This is a genomic window from Kitasatospora purpeofusca, from assembly GCF_000718025.1.
In the GTDB taxonomy this organism is placed as follows: domain Bacteria; phylum Actinomycetota; class Actinomycetes; order Streptomycetales; family Streptomycetaceae; genus Kitasatospora; species Kitasatospora purpeofusca.
Map to the genome: position 1 here is coordinate 487348 of NZ_JODS01000002.1, position 16963 is coordinate 504310.

Here is a 16963-nt window from a genome sequence, read left to right on the forward strand (position 1 = left end):
GCGCAGGGGCGGACGGGCCGCCGCCGGAGCCGGGACGGCCGATTGTCAGTGCCCTGACCTAGCGTTACGGGCATGTCGCAATCCGCACACGCGTACGCCTATCTGCGCCCGTCCGCCGTCCTCGACGGCGCGGCCGGCCGGAGCCTCGCCCTGGAGACGTCCGGCGGCGCCACCCCGCTGGGGGAGGCCGCCCACCCGCGGTTCTTCGCGGGTTTCCTGGCCGAGCCGGCCCCGGCCGCCGCCGCGCTGCTCGCCGTGGCCGACGTCGCCGCCGCCCGGTACTACCAGCCGCAGCTGCGGGCCTCGCTCGACCCGGTGGTCACCGCCAACGGCGACCGGCTCCGGTTCGAGTCCTTCTCCGGCTGCTGCGGCGTCTACGCCCGGCTGGACGTGCTCGCCGCCGGTCTGGACGGCGGCGAGATCGGCCACGGCACCACCAATGTCGACGTCAACAATCCGTTGCGAGAAGCACTCACCCGGATCGCTCCGGCCGAGCCGCTGCACCTCGCCGTCGGCCCGGACGCGCTGGAGGTCACCACCTTCGACGGGCCGGTCGTCGAGAAGAAGGTCCCGCTGCCCGAGCGCTGGCTGCGCGGCTTCGCCGAGACCCAGGTGACCGCCGCCGGCTTCGACCTGCGGGCCGAGCTGCCGGCCGCCGAGGCGGTCCGCTTCCTCCGCTCGCTGCCCCGCGGCGGCCGGGCCGGGGCCAGGACGGTCCAGTGGGTGGTGCCGGCCGGGCGGACCCTGCGGCCGACCACCAGGCCGGTCGCCGGTGCGGTCTGCCTGCCGGGGCCGGAGCGGCTGGCCGCCCTGCAGCGGGTGCTGCGGCACGCCCGGGCGCTGCGGATCTACGGCCCGCCGGTGGCCGGGGACGGCCCGACGGCCTCCGCCTGGGAGGTCGAGCTGCCGGGGATGCGGCTCACCCTCACCCTGTCGCCGGACGCCTCCCGGGGCTTCAGCGGCGAGGGCGGGGTCCTCGGGGCGCTGGCCACCGGCACCGCCGAGCCGGACGCCGACCTGGTCGCGGCGCTGCTCGCCTGGGAGCCGAGGATCGAGGTCGCCGAACTCGCCGAGCAGGCCGGCCTCACCCCGGCCCGGGTGCGGGCCGCGCTGACCAGGCTCGGCACCGCCGGGCAGATCGGCTACGACGTGGCCGAGGCCGCCCACTTCCACCGCCGGCTCCCCTACGAGGCGGGGCGGGCGGAGTCGGCCAACCCCCGGCTGAAGGCCGCCCGCGCGCTGGTCGCCGCCGGCGCCGTCCGGCTGGAGGAGGGCGGCGCGACGGCGGTCGTCACGGTGGACGACCACATCCAGCGGGTGCGGACGGAGGCGGCGGGCGCGGTCGGCTGCACCTGCCTCTGGTGGGCGAAGTACCGGGGCGGGCGCGGGCCGTGCAAGCACGTACTGGCGGTCGGCATGGTCCGCGAGGCGCGGGCCCACGGCGGCGGAGAGCAGGAGGGGACGCGATGAGCACGGGGACCATGACGGAGGCGCCGGCCGGGGCGGACGCCGGGGCGGCGGCCGACGCCGTGCAGGCGGTGCTGCGGGCGGTCGACGAGGGCGCGACCGACCGGCTGCCGCGGCTGCTGGCCGCGCTCGGGCCCGCCGAGCGGCGCTCCTGCGTCCCGGCGCTCAAGGAACTGCGCCGGGCCAACCGCGGCGAGTGGACCAAGCCCGCCAACCAGCGGATGTGCGCGCTGCTGGTGGCCGGTGCCGGCTGCCACCCCGGCCCGGTCGGTGCGGCCGCCTGGATCGGCTCCCGGGACTTCACCGGCCGCTCCTGGGCCCGCCACCCCGCCCTGGCCGAGGTCGTCGAGGCCCAGCCGGAGGAGTGGCAGATCGAGGTGGTGGGCCGGCTCGCCGCCAAACGCGGCTCCGGCTTCAGCTGGGACCTCTTCCCGCTGATCGAGCGGGTGGTGCGGCGCACCGGCTGCGCGGTACCGGCCTCCGACGAGTTCACCGCCGAGTGGCTGCGCTCCGGGGCCGGCCGGGAGAACGGCCCGCGCGGCAGCGCCACCACCCTGCTGGAGCGGCTGCGGGCGGACGCCTTCACCCCGGTCCTGCTGCCCCGGGTGTTCGAGCTGGACGACGTCGCCTGGTCGCTCGACGCCGGGCTCGGCACCAGGCCCGGGGACAGCTGGCCGGCGGCGATCGCCGGGCTGGCCGAGGACGGCCCGGTCGGGCGGGCGGAGCTGATCGACCTCTGCCTGGGCCGGCTGGTGCGCGGCGGCAGGGCCGCCGACCAGCGGGCGTTCCTGGGAGTCCTGACCGCGCTCGCGCCCACGCCGCAGGAGTACGCGGCCCGGGTCCGCGACCTGATGGCGCTGCTCGACGGCCTCTCCGCGGTGGCCGGGCACGCCCAGCAGGTGCTCGCCGGGCTGGACGAGGCCGGGCTGGTCGAGCCGGAGCTGGTCACCGAGGCCTCGGCGGTGGTGCTGTTCCGGGCCGAGAAGAAGCTGGTGCGCGCCCAGCTCGCCTGGCTGGAGCAGGCCGCGCGGAGCGCGCCGGAGCGCTCCGGGCCGGTCGCGCTCGCCGCCGCCGAGGCCTTCGGCCACCCCGACAGCGCCCTCCAGGAGCGGGCGCTCAACCTGGTCGCCCGCCGGCTGAAGGCCGCCGGCGAGGCCGTCCTGCCGGAGCTGCGCCTCGCCGCCGAGGCGCTCGATCCCGTCCACCACGCCCGGGCGGGCGCGCTGTTCGGCGCCGTGCTCGGCGGCTCGGGGGAGGACGACACCGCCTGGGACGAGCTGCTGCCGCCCGCCCCCGAGCCCGCCCCGCTCGGCGAGCCGCTCGCCACCCCGGCGGAGGTCGCCGAGGAGCTGGCCGTGCTGCTGGCCGCCGGACGGCCCGGCGTCGCCGTCTTCGAACGGGTCCTGGACGGCCTGGTCCGGCACGCCCACCGCGACCGCCCGGCGCTGGCCGGTGCACTGGAGCCGGTGCTGCGGGCCCATCCGTGGCAGAACGTCGGCCGCTGGCAGGACTGCGGCCCGACCGACGCGCTCTACCTCGCCGCCGTGGTGGCCGGCCGGGTGGACCCGCACCGGCCCGGTCACATCTTCCGGAACAAGGGCCGGCACCCGCTGCGCGGCGAGCACAACACCGTGTACGGCACGGTGCTGGCCGCCCGGATCTCCGAGGCGGCCGAGCGGGTCGCGGCCGACCCGCTGCCGCTGCTGCTCGCCACGCCGACCGACGCCACCGGCGCGATCGCCGCGAGCGCGCTGGTCGGGCGGATCGCCGCCTACGAGGCCGCGGGCGCGGCGGCCGCTCCGGCCGACCTGAACGCCGCGCTGCTGCGGGTCGCCCCGACGGCGGACCCGGAGGTGCTGGCCGCCGCCGACCGGCTGGCCTCGCCCGCCGGGCGGTGGCTGGCCGGGTGGCTGCGCGCGGGCGGCCTGCCGGGCCAGCCCTCGGAGCGGGTGCTGTTCGCCCCGGCCCCGGCGTCGCTGCGCCCGCTGCGGTACTGGGACCGCTGGTGGGAGGCCCTGAAGCGGCTCGCGGTCGCCCAGCCCGGCAGCGGCGGACCGGCCGGTCCCGCGGGCGAGCGGCTCGGCCCGGACTTCCGGGCGCTGCTGGAGGGCACCGAGCCCAGCGTGGCCCGGGTCCGCAAGCAGGACGAGTGGCTCTGGGAGCCCACCGAGCACTGGGCCGCGATGCTCCCGCACCACCGGGAGGAGCTGGCGGCCCGCTGGCTGGACCGGTTCGCCGACTCGGCCGACCGGGAGCGGCGCGGCGCCGCCCGGATGCTGGTCGTGCTCGCCGAGGCCGGCGGCCCGGCCGGGCTGGCGCTGCACCTGGCGCTGGCCTACTGTCTCGGCGCGCGGTTCCCGGAGGACCGCACCGCCGCTGTGGACGCGCTGCTGGTGCTGGCAGCCCGGGGCGACCTGGACGGCGCCCTGCTCGGCCGCGAGCTGGGCGAGCTCGTCACGCTCGGGACGGTGAAGCCGAACCGGCTCGCGCACGCGCTGGGCACCGCCGCCGACACCGGGGCCTACGCCACCGTCTGGTCGGTGCTGGCCCCCGCCCTGCCCGCGCTGCTCGGGGGCGAGGCCCTGCGGGGCACCGCCGACGTGCTTGCGGTCGCGACCGCCGCCGCCCGCCGCTCGGGTGCGCGCGGCCCGGTCGCGGAGGTGACCGCCACCGCGGCCCGCCCCGGCGCCGCCCGGCTGGTGAAGGAGGCCCGAGCGCTGCGCGACGTCCTGGCCGGGGGCTGAGTCGGGGGCCGAGCCGGGGCCCGGTCACCGGCGCGCCCGGAACGGCGGCGGCATCCCGTCCGAGCCCGTCCGACCCCGTTCGTCGCGGTCCGTCTCGGTCCGTCGCGGTCCGGCTCCCCCCGACGGCCCGTCACGGGGGCCTGCCGGGCCGGGCGGAACCGCCACACCCTAGGGTGGGCGGGACCCCTCCGCCGCGCCCGTCCGGAGCCTCCGTGCTGCACCTGCGTCTGATCGTTCCCGTCGACCTCCGCGACACCGTGCTGAAGTGCCTGGACGACTGCGTCGGGGTGACCCATGTGGTGGTGCTGCCCGACGCGGCCGTCCGCCCGGCGGGGGACGTCGTGCTCTGCGACGTCGCCCGGGAGTCCGCGGACGAGGTACTGGTCGGCCTGCGCGGGACCGGCCTGCCCGAGCGCGGAGCGATCGACGTCCAGGAGATCGGGCTGACGCTCTCGGCGGCCGCCGACGAGGCCGAGCGTCTCGCGCCGGGCGAGGGCGCCGACGCGCTGGTGTGGGAGGCGGTCTCCGAGATCACCCACGAGGAGTCCACCCTCACCGGCGTCTACCTCGCCTTCCTCGCGGTGGCGACGATGCTGGCGGCCTGCGGGGCGGTGCTGGACAGCGCGATCCTGGTGGTCGGCGCCATGGCGGTGGGCCCCGAGTTCGGACCGCTGGCCGGGCTCTGCGTCGCACTGGTGCAGCGCCGGGCGCGCCCGGCGCTGCGCTCACTGAACGCGCTGGTCACCGGGTTCGCGGTGGCGATGGCGTCGACCGTCCTGTTCACCCTGGTGATGGACGGCCTGGGGCTGTTCACCCGGGAGGAGTTCGACGCGGCCCGGCCCAACACCTCGTTCATCTGGCAGCCGGACGCCACCTCGTTCGTGGTGGCCTTCCTGGCGGGCATCGCCGGACTGCTCTCCCTGACCTCGGCGAAGGCCGGGATGATGGTCGGGGTGGCGATCTCGGTCACCACCGTGCCGGCCGCCGCCAACGCGGCGGTCGCCCTCGGTTACGGAGACTTCCGGCAGTTCTGGGGCTCCAGCCTGCAACTGCTGCTGAACCTGGCCGGCATCGTGCTGGCCGGGCTGCTCACCCTGGTCGTGCAGCACGAAGCCTGGGAGCGGATCCGCCGCCGGGCCCGGCGGGTCCGGCGGCCGCGCGCGGCCGGCTGAGCCCGGCCGCGGCAGCGCGGTGGCGGCGCGGCGCTCAGACCGGGACGCCGTCGTCCTCGGACGCCCGCCGCGGTCGGCGCGAACCGTCCGGGCCGGGCGACGCGGGCCCCGCTGTCGCGTCGGCGTCGGGCGGCACCGGCCCGGCCGTCGTGTCCGCCGACCCGTCCGGTACCACCAGCGCTGTGCCGTCCCCGGGCGGCGCGGCCACCGCCCGCCACCAGCGCCGCAGCGCGGGCGGTTCGACCGGTTCGAAGGGCTTGCCGGGGCGCGGCACCACCAGCCGGGCGCCCTGCGCCCGCGCGGCGGCGACCACCCGCTCGGCGGGCTCCTCCCACGGGTGCGGGGCGAGGTTGAAGGTGCACCAGTGGATCGGCAGCAGCACCTCGCCGCCGAGGTCGAGGTGCGCCCGGACGCCCTCCTCGGGCGTCATGTGCACCTCGGGCCAGAAGTCGCTGTAGGCGCCGACCTGCACCATCGTCGCGTCGAAGGGGCCCAGTCGGCGGCCGATCTCGGCGAAGCCCGCGAAGTACCCGGTGTCCCCGCTGTGGAACACGGTCCGGCCGCCGCCCGCCACCACCCAGGACGCCCACAGGAACAGCGGGCTGGTGCGCGGGCCGCGGCTGCAGTAGTGCCGGGCGGGGGTGGCGGTCAGGGTCAGTCCGGCCACCTCGGCCGACTCCCACCAGTCGAGCTCGACGATCCGGTCGGCCGGCACGCCCCAGCACTCCAGGTGCGCCCCGACCCCGAGCGGTACGGCGAAGGTCGCGCCGGTGCCGATCAGCGCCCGGACGGTCCCCATGTCGAGGTGGTCGTAGTGGTCGTGGGAGACGACCACGACGTCCACCCCGTCGAGTTCGGAGAGCGGCAGCGGCACCGGGTGGAGCCGTTTGGGGCCGGTCCAGGAGAAGGGCGAGCAGCGTTCGCCCCAGACCGGGTCGAACAGCACCCGGCGGCCGCCGATCTCGGCGAGCACGGTGGCGTGGCCGAGCCAGGTGAGCCGAAGGCCCGAGGCGGGCGGCTCGGCGAGGTCGACCGGGAGCAGCCGGTGCAGCGGCACGGCGGCGGCCGGGACCCGGCGGACGCGGTCGGCCGCCAGTTGGGCGCGGGTGATCTCCAGCGGGCTGCGCTCGTAGACCAGCCGGCGGGTCGGCACCGGGTTGCGGAAGGCGCCGTCGGAGAACTGCGGGGAGCGGTGGATCCGGGCCAGCCGTTCGCCCCGCGGCTCCGCGCCGAAGGCGTCCGTCCGGACCCGGTGCCAGGCCGCCCGGGGCAGCCCGGTCAGGCTGGACAGCCCGGTCCGGCCGGGGGGCGCGGTGAGGGCGGAGGACAGGCCGGGGACGCGGGAGTACCACGGGGCGGCTGGGCGGGGCACGGCACCTCCAAGGACGGCGACGGATACCTGGCATGCCGGGGCGCGCACCGTCGGCGGGGACACCGGTCGGTACGACAACCATCTCGTCGGAGGTTACTCGTGCTCGGCCCTCCGGACCCGGCGAGCGGCGGCCGCCGTCCGCCGACCAGGGGCCTTCCCTTGTGATCAGGAGTAGAAACGGGTGATCGTCTCGGCGACGCAGTGCGGCTTGGCGCTCTCCGCGCTGGTGATGGTGAACCGGACCACGGCCTGCACCCCGCCGGACACCTCGGTGGCCGAGACGAGTTCGGCGGTGGCCCGGATCGCCGTCCCGACCGGCACCGGGGCGGGGAAGCGGACCTTCTCCGAGCCGTAGTTCAGCGCCATCCGGACGCCCTCGACGCCGTAGCACTCCTTGGCCAGCACCGGGATCATCGACATCGTGAGGTAGCCGTGCGCGATGGTCGAGCCGAACTGGCTCTCCTTCGCCCGCTCCGGGTCGACGTGGATCCACTGGTGGTCGCCGGTGGCCTCGGCGAACAGGTCGATCCGTGCCTGGTCGACGGTGTGCCACTGGCTGGTCCCCAGCTCGGTGCCGACGGCGGCGGTCAGCTCGGCGAGGGAGGCGAAGATCGTCACGGAGCGCTCCTGAGGGCGGGCGGTGCGACAGCGGTCGCGGTGCGGTGGTGCGAACTCCGCAGAGTATGCCTACTCGCCGGTCACCTGTCAGGGGTCCGCCGCAGGCGCCCGTCCTGGGCGGTCGCGTGCTTGGTGGCAGTCGGCCTCGGGCGTGCGGGACCCTCAGGCGTGCGGGACGGCGTGGCCGGACGCGGACAGCCGACGGCCGCTGATCAGTTCGGGCACCACCGCGACGAACATCGGGTCGGGCTCGTCGGTCCAGGGCCGCAGCCCGGAGCGCAGCGCGCGGAGGATCTGCTCCGGGTCGCGCAGGATGTCCGCCCGGCCGTGGACCAGCACGCTCCAGCCGTTGCGGGTGAGCGGGTCCAGCCGGTCGGCCTGGAAGGCGACGACGGTGCCGTCCAGCCCGCGCGCGGTAGCGCTGTCCCGGCGCACGGCGAGCAGCAGGCGCCCGTCCGGGACGACCTCGAAGGAGACCGGCAGCACGGCCGGGAGCGCGTGTTCGGTGTACACCACGCGTCCGACGGGCACGGTGCTGAGCAGGCGGAGGCACGCCTCGGCGCCGAGTTCCTCCGGTTCGTCGTCCAGTGCGTCGTCACGGTCCATGCGTCCGATCGTCCCCCTGCCGGGCGCGGGCGGACAGGGCCCATGGTCCCTGAACGGCAGGGCTTTGGGGCCGTCGTCCGGACGCGGACGGGCGACGGGGAACGCGCGGAGGGCAGCTGGAGGACGGCCGCGTCGGCCGGACTCGCCGAGAAGGCGGCGCCCGGAGTCCGGACGCCGACACTCCGGGGCGATAGCCTGCCCGGCGGTGGCACCGGGGCGCACCGGTTGTGCCGCGGGGCCCGGAGCGGGCGGCGGAACGGTTCGGCGGCCCCGGAGGACCGGGTCCGGGGCAGGGGCAGGAGGGGGCGGTGCGGGTGGCAAGCGGGATCGATCTGGTGGTGATCGGCGCGGACGGCGGGCCGGACCGGGCTTTCGGCGGTTCGGCCCGGGCGGCCGAGGGCGCCAGGGAACTGGCCGAGGTGCTGCCCGGGATGTGCTTCGACACCGGTGCGGCCGACAGCCGGGTCACCGTGGTGGAGCCCGGCGCGGACGCCAACGCCATGCTCACCGCCGTCCGGGAGGCGGCCGCCCGGCCGGGCCGCTGGCTGCTGGTCTGCCTGGTGGGCCAGTTGGTGGCCGACCCGCGCGGCCGCCGGCTCGCCCTGGTCACCGCGGGCTCCACCGCCGACAACGCCTACCGGCGCGGGCTGGCCTGGGACTGGGTGGTCAGCGCGATGGTGCACGGCGACCAGGAGGAGGCGCTGCTGCTGGTCGACGCGGTGGTCGACAAGGACACCTGGGCGGCGCTGGAGCGCGGCGGCGGCGAGGACGGCGCCGGGGAACTTCTCAGCTACCCGAGGGTCCCGCTCTGGGGCCGGATCGGCCGGCACGCGCCCGCCCGCTACACCCCGGGCAGACGCGGCCGGGAGGCCGTGCTCCCCGGCGGCCCCGGGTCGTTCAGCCGCTCGCTCGCCACCGTGCTGCGGCAGGGTGTCCCGGGAGCGCCCGCCGCCGTCGGTCCGCACGACCTGCAGCCGGCCGTCGGCGCGCTGCTCGACGGCGGCGCCCCGCAGGAGGGGGACGGCGCCGGTGCGCCCCCGCGGCAGGGCGAGGCGCCGGGTGTGCGCCTGCTCGTACCGCCGGAGGGCGGGCGCCTGTTGATGCGCAATCGGGCCGCGATTCGGGGCGCATTGGCCGGATTGTCGCTTTCCGAAGAACTGTTGGCTCTTCTGTGGCGGGAAAGTGCCCCGACGGATCCTCCTTCCGCGTAAGGTCAGGAGGCCCCAGGTGTTGCCGTGAAGGCTCGGTTTGGCGAAGAATCGATGCTCGCGAGGCAACACCGGCGGGACTGCGGAATTCTTCTGGCGGCCCCGGACCACACACGGGGCCGGCTGCGACAAGGTGGGGCGATGCGGCAGCGCGGAATTGTGTTGCGCCCTGGGGCGGTTGGGATCGGTGGGGTGATTCTGGCGTTGCTGCTGAGCGGCTGTTCCAGCAGCGGGGCCGGGGGGTCCGCCGATCGACTGGGGACGAACGCGCCCACGGTTGCGGGGGTGACTCCGGTAACTCCTTCGGGTGGTTCGGCAAACGTCGGTAACGCGCCGACCGACGGCGTCGAAGGCGCTGCCGCACGCGATGCGGTGAGGGCCTATCAGGACTGGTGGAACGCCCAGGCCGAGGCCTATGCGCAGCCGGACTCGGACGGGTCGAACTTCAGCACCTTCGCGTCCGGACAGGTACTGACCGACGCGCTGGTCAACCTCAAGCAACTGCACGACGCCAAACTGGTGATGACGGGCACTCCGAAGAATTCCCCGGTCGTGAAGTCCGTCGACATCACGGCCGATCCGAACACCGCCGTGATCGAGGACTGCCTGGACGTGTCCGGGTGGCACCAGGCGGACGCCGCGACCCGCGCGGTCATGGACCCGCCCGACCGGCTCACCCGGTACGTGGCGACCGTTTCGCTACGACAGTTCCGAACGCGTTGGCTGATCCACGAGTTCAAGCGGGAGGTGGGACGCACATGCTGAAGCCGGTACGACGATGGGTGATCGGCGCGCCGCTGTTCGCCGGATTACTGATGGCCCCGACGGGCACCGCCGTCGCGGATTCCACTCCCACCGGGGGTGCGACCCGCTGCCATGTGAACGTGATCTGCACCGGGACGAGCGAGACCACCACCAAGCCGCCCAAGGGCGGTGGCGGTGGTGGTGGGGGCGGGACCGGAAGCGGGCCGCAGGTGTGCACCTACAACGGCCGGGAGTTCGCCTGCAACAATCCGGAACTCGGTTGGTTCAGCGCCTCGACCGGCTGTTACTGGCGGCTCGCCAGTCCGCCGCCTGCGGCGAGCGATCCGGTCTGGAAGGGCCACAAGCCCGAGGACGGCGGGGTCTACAACCCGACCTGCGTCCAGGGCGACGGCACCCTCAGCCCCGGCCCGCCCGAGTTCTTCGCCCAGCCGCCCGCCGGTCCGCCGCCGGACAACCCGGTCGCGCTGGCCCACGACGCCGCCGACGAGATCGTCTTCCCGGACCCCGTGCCCGGCATCGCCCCCGAGGGCACCTCCGTGGTGGGCGTACCGGTCTGGTTCTGGCTGGCCAACCCGCAGCCCCCGGCCGCGAAGACCGTGCACGGCAACGTCATCGCCGTGACCGTCACTCCCCGGCTGAAGAGCCTGGAGTGGAGCCTGGGCGACCAGCTGGACCCGAAGAAGGAGACGGTCAAGACGTGCGTGGGCGCCGGAACCCCGTACGACCCGAAGTACGGCGCCACCCCGTCGCCGACCTGCGGCCATGTCTTCACGACCGGCTCCGGCACCCGTAAGGACGGCCTCTTCTACGGGACCCTCACCGTGCACTGGGTCGGCGACGTCACCATCACCGGCGGCACCCAGACGGTGGCGCCGATCGACCTGGAGACCAGCGTGCGGCTCCAGTTCCCGGTGGCCGAGGTGCAGGTCCTCAACTAGCGGGTCCTCGACCAGCAGGGTGCTCGACCGGGTGACCGGACGACGCCGCAAGCACAGCACCGACCGACGAACGACGCGAGGAAGGCCGAAGCCCGGTGGAGAACCGTACCTTTGCCGCATCCGGCTCCGGCACGTCCGCCACGGCGACCGCGAGCAGCACCGCGCCCGCGCCCGTGGCAGTGCCGGAGCAGGGGCGCGGTGCCCCGCGCACCCCCGGGCGGGCGCTCGGCGCCCGGCGCAGGCGGCCCGCCGTGCTGGCCATGGCGGTGGCCCTGATAGCCGCCGGCGGGCTGGGCGGCGCGGTGCTCTACAACAGCACCGGCCAGCGGATCACCGTGCTGGCGCTGGCCCGTGACGTTCCGTGGGGTCAGGCGCTGACCGAGGGCGACCTGGTGACCGTGCGGATCGCGAGCGACCCGGCGCTCAAGCCGCTGGACGCGGCCGACCGGGCCAAGGCGATCGGCATGCGGGCCACCACGGACCTCCACCGGGGTGGGCTGCTCACCAGGTCGGACCTCGCGCAGTCGCTGGTCCTGAACCCGGGGCAGCTGCTGGTCGGCGTCGCGGCCCGGCGCACCCAGCTGCCGGCCACCCGGCTCCAGCCGGGCCTGCCGGTGATCGTGGTGTACACCTCGGACGGGGGGCGGTCGGAGACGCTCGCCGCCACCGTCTACAACGCCGGCCGGCCGGACAGCGACGGCAGCCAGGTGTTCGACGTCGTCGTCAACGAGGCGGACGCCGCCAAGCTGGCGGGCTGGGTGGCCACCGGGCGGATCCAGGTGGTGCTGGCCCCGCGCCCCTCCGCCGCCTCGCCCGGCGCGGCCGCCCCGGGCACGCCGGCCCCCGGTGCCACCGGCACCCCCGCCGCCGGTGCGCCGACGAGCGGTGCGGCGGCCCCGGCCGCCGTCTCCGGGGCGTCCGCGGGAACTCCGGTCGCCGGGACTCCAGCTGCCGGTGCGCCCGCCGCCGGACGCCCCGCGGCCTCGGGAGCGCCGACCGGGGCGGGTGGGAACTGAGATGGCCGTGATCGCGGTGGTCGGCGCCCCGGGGGCACCCGGCGCCACCACGACCGCGCTGGCGCTGCTGCTGGCCTGGCCGCTGCAGCCCGGCCGCCGCATCCTGCTGGTCGAGTGCGACCCGGACGGCGGCGCCGTCCTGGCCGGCGCCCTGGAGGGCCGGGTCGAGGCGGTCTACGGACTGCGCAACCTCGCCGTGGCCGACCGCCGGGGACTGCTCGCCCAGGCCCTCTGGGAGCAGCTGATCGACCTCTCCCCGGCGGGCAACGCGGAACGCCTGCTGCTGCCCGGCCTGACCGACCCCACCCAGGCGCCCGGCCTCGCCTACACCTGGGAGCCGCTGATGGAGGTGCTGCACGGGCTGGAGCCGCAGGGCTACGACGTCATCCTCGACCTCGGCCGCTCCGGCGCCACTGGTACCAGTGCGGTGCTGGCCCGCCGGGCCGACGTGGTGGCGGCCGCCGTGCGCACCACCCTGCGCGGGCTGAGCGCGGCCCGGCCCCGGCTGGCCACGCTGGCCGAGGACCTCGCCTCGGCCGGTACCGGCGCCGACGCGCTGGGCCTGCTGCTGATCGCCGAGGGGCCGTACTCGGGGGCAGAGGTGTCCAAGGAGTTCGGGCTGCCCGTGCTGGGCCTGCTGCCGCACGCGCGGCGCACCGCCCAGGTGCTGTCGGACGGCGGGGACGTCACCGACCGGCGGTTCGTCCGCTCGGAGCTGATGCGCACGGCGCGGTCGGCGGCGGACGAGATCCAGTTGACGGTCCGGCGGCGGCGCCAGCGGCTCGCTCCGGCGGCGGCGGGGCCCGCGCAGCTCGGGCCGGGGACGGGTGCCGGGCCGGGGACGGGTACCGGGCCGGTGGCGGAGGCCGTCGGGCTGACGGCGGTGCCCGGCGCCGGGACGGCCGCACCGGCCGGGCCGCAGCAGCCGGACGCGGCCGGGTCGGGGTACGGGTACGTCCGGCCCGCGGCGGCGGCCTCGGCCCCGCAGCCCGCGCCGACGTACCAGCAGCAGTCGTACCAGCAGTCGTACCAGCAGTCGTACCAACAGCCGGAACAGCAGCCGGGACAGCAGGTGTACGAGCAGCAGGCGTACGAGCAGCCTTACGGCCAACAGCCTTACGGGCAGCAGCCGTACGAGCAGCAGCCGTACGGGCCGGTGCCGCCCGTGATCACCACCGGCCCGGTGGCGCCGCTCGCCGGGCTCGCGCCGCAGCCGGCCGCCCCGGCGCCGTTCCCCGGGCACGGGCAGGCCGGCCAGCCGTACGCGGACCGGGCGTACCCCGGGGGCCCGTACCCCGAGGCCGTGTACCCGGGCGCCCCGTACCCCGACAGTCCTCACCCCGGCGGCCCGTACCCGGAGCCCGGATCGTCCGCCCCCGCCCCAACCCCCGCCCCCGCTCCCGAGGTCCGGGACCAGACCGTCGACGGGGAGGTGCTCCGTGCGCGGTAGTCCGCTGCACCAGCAGCCCGCGACCGACCCGGCCGCGCTGCCCTGGTCGACGCCACTGCCCGGCCCGGTCGGGCCGATGACCACCGGCCGGGTCACTCCCGGCCCGACAGCCCCCGGCCCGACAGCCCCCGGACCGACAACCACCGGCCCGGTGGCCCCCGGTCAGGCGGCCGCCGTTCCCGCCGCCGCGGCCACACCCACCGCCGTCCCCTCCGCGCTGCCCTCGCTCGACCGGCGCGGCGCCGGCACCCGGCCCGCCGTCGACCCCGCGGTAGCGCGCGAGCTGAAGCGCCAGGTCGCGGCCGAACTGCACCAGCAGATCACCCGGTTGACCTCCGGATCCGGTGGCGAGCCGGATCGGGCCACCCGTCGTCAGCGCGGCCGCGCGCTGATCGAGGAGGCCGTCGCCCGCTGGTCCGACGCCTACGCGCAGACCCACGGCATCCCGCCGACCCGGGAGCAGGACCGCGCCCTCGCCGAGGCCGTCTTCGACCTGCTGTTCCGGGCCGGCCGGCTCCAGCCCTACCTGGACGACCCGGACATCGAGAACATCCTGGTCAACGGCTGCGACGACGTCTGGGTCTCCCGGGTGCACCAGCCGCTGCGCCAGGTCCCGCCGGTGGCCGACAGCGACGCCGAACTCGTCGAACTGCTCCAGGACCTGGCCCGCCAGCACGGCGGCGGCGAACGCTCGCTGTCCACCGCCAGCCCGACGCTCGCCCTGCGCCTGGAGGGCGGCATGCGCCTCCAGGCGCTCACCGAGGTCACCCCGCGCCCGTACGTCGCGATCCGCCGGCACCGGGTGGCCTCGGCGACCCTGCCCGAGATGGTCCGGCTCGGCGCCGTGGACGGCACCCTCGCGGCCTTCCTGGCCTCGGCCATCCGGGCCCGGAAGAACGTGATGATCACCGGCACCCAGGGCGTCGGCAAGACCAGCCTGCTGCGCGCGATGGCCGCCGAGATCCCGCCGGACGAGCGGGTCGGCACCCTGGAGTCGGAGTTCGAGCTCTGGCTGCACACCCTCGGCCACCTGCGCCAGGTCGTCCCGATGGAGGCCCGGGAGGGCAACGGCGAGCGGGTGGAGGGCCGGTCGGCGGGCGAGCTGACCATCGGCGACCTCATCCCGGCGGCGCTGCGGATGACCCTCTCCCGGATCATCGTCGGCGAGGTCCGCTCCGGCGAGGTCGTCCCGATGCTGCGCGTCATGACCAACGGCGAGGGCGGCTCGATGTGCACCCTGCACGCGCGCGGCCCGCACATGGTCGTCGACCGCATCGCCGAACTCTGCCTGGAGTACGGCTCGCACATGACCGACGCGCTCGCCTACCGGCTGACCGCCAACGCCGTGGACTTCATCGTGCATGTGTCGATGGTCGACGAGACGCACGTCGGCGGACGCCGGCACCGCTTCGTCTCGCACGTCCTGGAGGTCGCGGGCCTCGGCGAGAGCGGTCGGCCGGCACTGAACACCGTGTTCGGGCCGCGCCCCGAACTGGGCGAGCCGCGCGCCGTCCCGCACACCCCGCCGCAGTGCCTGGACGACCTGCGCCGGGCCGGTTTCGACGCGGCGCTGCTCGGCTCCCGCTACGGCAGCTGGGCCGAGCCGCTCCAGCTGCGGATCGGCGGTGGTGCCCGGTGATGCCGCTCTTCGTGCTCTGCGGCCTGGCCGTCATGGCGGGCCTGGTCGCGCTGGTGGCCTGGGCGCGCGGAAGCGACCCGGCGCAGGAGTCGGCCGGGCCTCGGGAGCTGAACCCGCTGGCCTCCCGGCTGCACGTGTTCTGGTACGGCGCGCCCGGCACCGCCTCCCACCGGATGGCGCGGCTGCGCCGGATCCAGCTGCCGCTCACGCTGATCGGGGCGCCGCTCGGCTGGCTGTTCACCGGCATCCCGCTGGCGGTGCTGCTGGTGCCGCTGGCGGTGTTCGGCCTGCCCTGGCTCTTCGACACCACCCGCTCCGACACCGACCGGATCGAGCGGCTGGAGGCACTCTCGGAATGGACCCAGCGGATCGCCGACGTGCTGCTGCTCGGTGTCGGTCTCAACCAGGCCGTCATCACCAGCCGCCGCACCGCGCCCGCCGCGATCGAGGCCGAGGTCGGCGAGCTGGCCGCCCGGCTGCAGGCCCGCTGGCGTCCGGAGGAGGCGCTGCGGCTGTTCGCCGACAGCATGGCCGACGCCACCGCCGACAAGGTGCTCGCCGCGCTGGTGCTGCGTGCCGCCGACAGCGGTCCCGGCCTGGCCCGGGCCCTGTCCGACATGGCCGAGTCGGTCCGGGAGGAGGTCCGGCAGCGGCGCACCATCGAGGCCGACCGGGCCAAGCACCGCACCACCATCCGCTGGTTGGTGGGAATCATCCTTCTGGTCGTTGCGGTGGGCTCGTTCAACACCGAGTACACGGCCCCCTACAGCACGGCGCTCGGGCAGATCGTGCTCGGTGTGATCTGCGCGCTGTTCGTGGGCGTGATCGCCTGGATGCGCGCACTGGCCTCGTACCCGCCGGTGCCGCGGCTGCTGGAGCCGGACCGCCGTAGCCGGACCGGCCGCGCGCTGCTCCGGCGGGTCGACGGACAGGCCCCGGACGGCGCCGACGGGTCGGCCCCGGCCGACAGCACCGACGGTGCCGAGGGCACCGCGCGACTGCTCGGGGAGGCCCGATGATCTCCCCGTGGTCCGTACTGGCCGGTGCCGTCGCGGCGGGCGGCCTCGCCATGCTGATATCCGAACTCCGGCCCTCGCCGCCCGATCTGGGTCAGGCGCTGGACCGGCTGCACCGCACCCCGGCCGACCGCACTCCCGACCCGGACGAGCGGCCGCGCTGGTTCGACCGGATCGGCGAGCGCTCGGTCAACCTGCGCGGGGTCCGCATCCCGGAGCGCGAACTCGCCCTGGTCGGCCGCACCCCGGCCCGGTTCATGGCGCACAAGCTGCTCTTCGCCCTGCTCGGACTGGTGCTGCCGCCGTACCTGATGGTGGTGGCGCTGCTGCTCGACCTGAATCTGCCGTTCGCCCTGCCGCTGGTGGTCGGGCCGTTGCTGGCCGGGCTGCTCTGGTTCGTCCCGGACGGCATCGTGCGCGGCGAGGCCAAGGAGGCGCGGGTCGAGTACCTGCACGGCATCGCCGCCTACCTGGAACTGGTGGCGATGGAACGGGCCGCCGACCTCGGCCCGGCCGAGGCGCTGCGCCGGGCCGCCGCCGTCGGTCGCGGTGCGGTGTTCCTGCGGATCCGGGACGCGCTCGACCGGGCGGCCACCGACCGGTTGCCGCCGTGGGCCGGACTGGACGCGCTGGCGGAGGAGTTGGGCCTGACCCCGCTCCAGGACCTGGCCGACATCATGCGGATCTCCGGCACGGACGGGGCCGCCGTCTACGACACCCTGCGGGCCCGGTCCAAGGGCCTGCGGGGCGAACTGCTGGCGGAGGATCTCGCCCGGGCCAACGCCGACAGCGAGCGGATGGTGGCGCCCGGGTCTGCGCTGACCCTGCTGATGACCTGTCTGATCGTCTTCCCGGCGCTGTTCAAGATGCTCAACTGAACCACCCCGGTACCACCCCGTCGGACGAGTCACCCCGTCGCGGAGGTCAGCGCCTCCGTCACCACACCTCACAC

The 16963-nt window shown here is 75.9% G+C and carries 14 protein-coding genes; 11 read left to right on the top strand and 3 right to left on the bottom strand.

From position 1 onward, the window contains the following. Positions 1 to 72 precede the first annotated feature (72 nt). From IF01_RS0105240 to IF01_RS0105250, 3 genes are all read left to right on the top strand, one after another. Positions 73 to 1470: an SWIM zinc finger family protein gene (locus tag IF01_RS0105240; protein WP_030392076.1), complete on the top strand. Its 1398-nt coding sequence runs from the start codon at positions 73 to 75 to the stop codon at positions 1468 to 1470. Then, entirely contained in the window at positions 1467 to 4211 is a 2745-nt protein-coding gene (locus IF01_RS0105245) for a DUF7824 domain-containing protein (RefSeq protein WP_051754929.1), read from the top strand. Before IF01_RS0105240 ends, IF01_RS0105245 begins: the two co-directional genes overlap by 4 nt. A 212-nt stretch (positions 4212 to 4423) precedes the next feature. Beyond that, positions 4424 to 5383 carry a DUF389 domain-containing protein gene (locus IF01_RS0105250; RefSeq protein ID WP_030392078.1) on the top strand — a complete coding sequence of 320 codons (960 nt, stop codon included), beginning with the start codon at positions 4424 to 4426 and terminating at the stop codon, positions 5381 to 5383. A 34-nt stretch (positions 5384 to 5417) separates the two neighbouring features. Here the strand turns inward: IF01_RS0105250 and IF01_RS0105255 are convergent, their stop codons facing one another. The 3 genes from IF01_RS0105255 to IF01_RS0105265 all read right to left on the bottom strand — a co-directional run bounded on the left by IF01_RS0105255 (position 5418) and on the right by IF01_RS0105265 (position 7979). After that, positions 5418 to 6665 carry an MBL fold metallo-hydrolase gene (locus IF01_RS0105255; RefSeq protein WP_078879711.1) on the bottom strand — a complete coding sequence of 416 codons (1248 nt, stop codon included), beginning with the start codon at positions 6663 to 6665 and terminating at the stop codon, positions 5418 to 5420. A 255-nt stretch (positions 6666 to 6920) separates the two neighbouring features. Beyond that, a complete protein-coding gene (locus IF01_RS0105260; protein ID WP_030311871.1) occupies positions 6921 to 7373 on the bottom strand; it encodes a MaoC family dehydratase in 453 nt (150 codons plus the stop codon). A 162-nt stretch (positions 7374 to 7535) separates the two neighbouring features. Next, a complete protein-coding gene (locus IF01_RS0105265) occupies positions 7536 to 7979 on the bottom strand; it encodes a pyridoxamine 5'-phosphate oxidase family protein (RefSeq protein WP_030392080.1) in 444 nt (147 codons plus the stop codon). 314 nt (positions 7980 to 8293) lie between these two features. On the opposite strand from IF01_RS0105265, the gene IF01_RS0105270 reads away from it, so the two are divergent. The 8 genes from IF01_RS0105270 to IF01_RS0105305 all read left to right on the top strand — a co-directional run bounded on the left by IF01_RS0105270 (position 8294) and on the right by IF01_RS0105305 (position 16889). After that, entirely contained in the window at positions 8294 to 9190 is an 897-nt protein-coding gene (locus tag IF01_RS0105270; RefSeq protein ID WP_157855163.1) for a hypothetical protein, read from the top strand. A gap of 189 nt (positions 9191 to 9379) precedes the next feature. Further along, a complete protein-coding gene (locus tag IF01_RS43570) occupies positions 9380 to 9952 on the top strand; it encodes a hypothetical protein (RefSeq protein ID WP_157855164.1) in 573 nt (190 codons plus the stop codon). After that, positions 9946 to 10890: a hypothetical protein gene (locus tag IF01_RS0105280; RefSeq protein ID WP_149030252.1), complete on the top strand. Its 945-nt coding sequence runs from the start codon at positions 9946 to 9948 to the stop codon at positions 10888 to 10890. Before IF01_RS43570 ends, IF01_RS0105280 begins: the two co-directional genes overlap by 7 nt. Before the next feature lie 95 nt (positions 10891 to 10985). Next, positions 10986 to 11906, top strand: coding sequence for an SAF domain-containing protein (locus IF01_RS43575; RefSeq protein WP_051740208.1), 921 nt, complete (start codon positions 10986 to 10988; stop codon positions 11904 to 11906). A 1-nt stretch (position 11907) separates the two neighbouring features. Further along, positions 11908 to 13356, top strand: a complete 1449-nt coding sequence (locus tag IF01_RS49205; RefSeq protein ID WP_063764135.1) for a hypothetical protein — start codon at positions 11908 to 11910, stop codon at positions 13354 to 13356. Continuing rightward, positions 13346 to 14995 (top strand): TadA family conjugal transfer-associated ATPase, encoded by a 1650-nt coding sequence (locus tag IF01_RS0105295; RefSeq protein WP_030392086.1) that lies wholly within the window; start codon positions 13346 to 13348, stop codon positions 14993 to 14995. Before IF01_RS49205 ends, IF01_RS0105295 begins: the two co-directional genes overlap by 11 nt. Next, positions 14995 to 16014, top strand: coding sequence for a type II secretion system F family protein (locus IF01_RS0105300; RefSeq protein WP_063764136.1), 1020 nt, complete (start codon positions 14995 to 14997; stop codon positions 16012 to 16014). Before IF01_RS0105295 ends, IF01_RS0105300 begins: the two co-directional genes overlap by 1 nt. After that, on the top strand, positions 16011 to 16889 hold the full coding sequence (locus tag IF01_RS0105305) for a type II secretion system F family protein (RefSeq protein ID WP_030392088.1): 879 nt from the start codon (positions 16011 to 16013) through the stop codon (positions 16887 to 16889). Before IF01_RS0105300 ends, IF01_RS0105305 begins: the two co-directional genes overlap by 4 nt. The last annotated feature ends 74 nt before the right edge of the window (positions 16890 to 16963 follow it).

Excerpts from the sequence above, each read along its gene's own strand:
- IF01_RS0105305 (WP_030392088.1), top strand. The coding sequence starts at position 16,011 with ATGATCTCCCCGTGGTCCGTACTGGCCGGTGCCGTCGCGGCGGGCGGC.
- IF01_RS0105300 (WP_063764136.1), top strand. The coding sequence starts at position 14,995 with ATGCCGCTCTTCGTGCTCTGCGGCCTGGCCGTCATGGCGGGCCTGGTC.
- IF01_RS0105240 (WP_030392076.1), top strand. The coding sequence starts at position 73 with ATGTCGCAATCCGCACACGCGTACGCCTATCTGCGCCCGTCCGCCGTC.
- IF01_RS49205 (WP_063764135.1), top strand. The coding sequence starts at position 11,908 with ATGGCCGTGATCGCGGTGGTCGGCGCCCCGGGGGCACCCGGCGCCACC.
- IF01_RS0105265 (WP_030392080.1), bottom strand. The coding sequence starts at position 7,979 with ATGGACCGTGACGACGCACTGGACGACGAACCGGAGGAACTCGGCGCC.
- IF01_RS0105280 (WP_149030252.1), top strand. The coding sequence starts at position 9,946 with ATGCTGAAGCCGGTACGACGATGGGTGATCGGCGCGCCGCTGTTCGCC.
- IF01_RS0105245 (WP_051754929.1), top strand. The coding sequence starts at position 1,467 with ATGAGCACGGGGACCATGACGGAGGCGCCGGCCGGGGCGGACGCCGGG.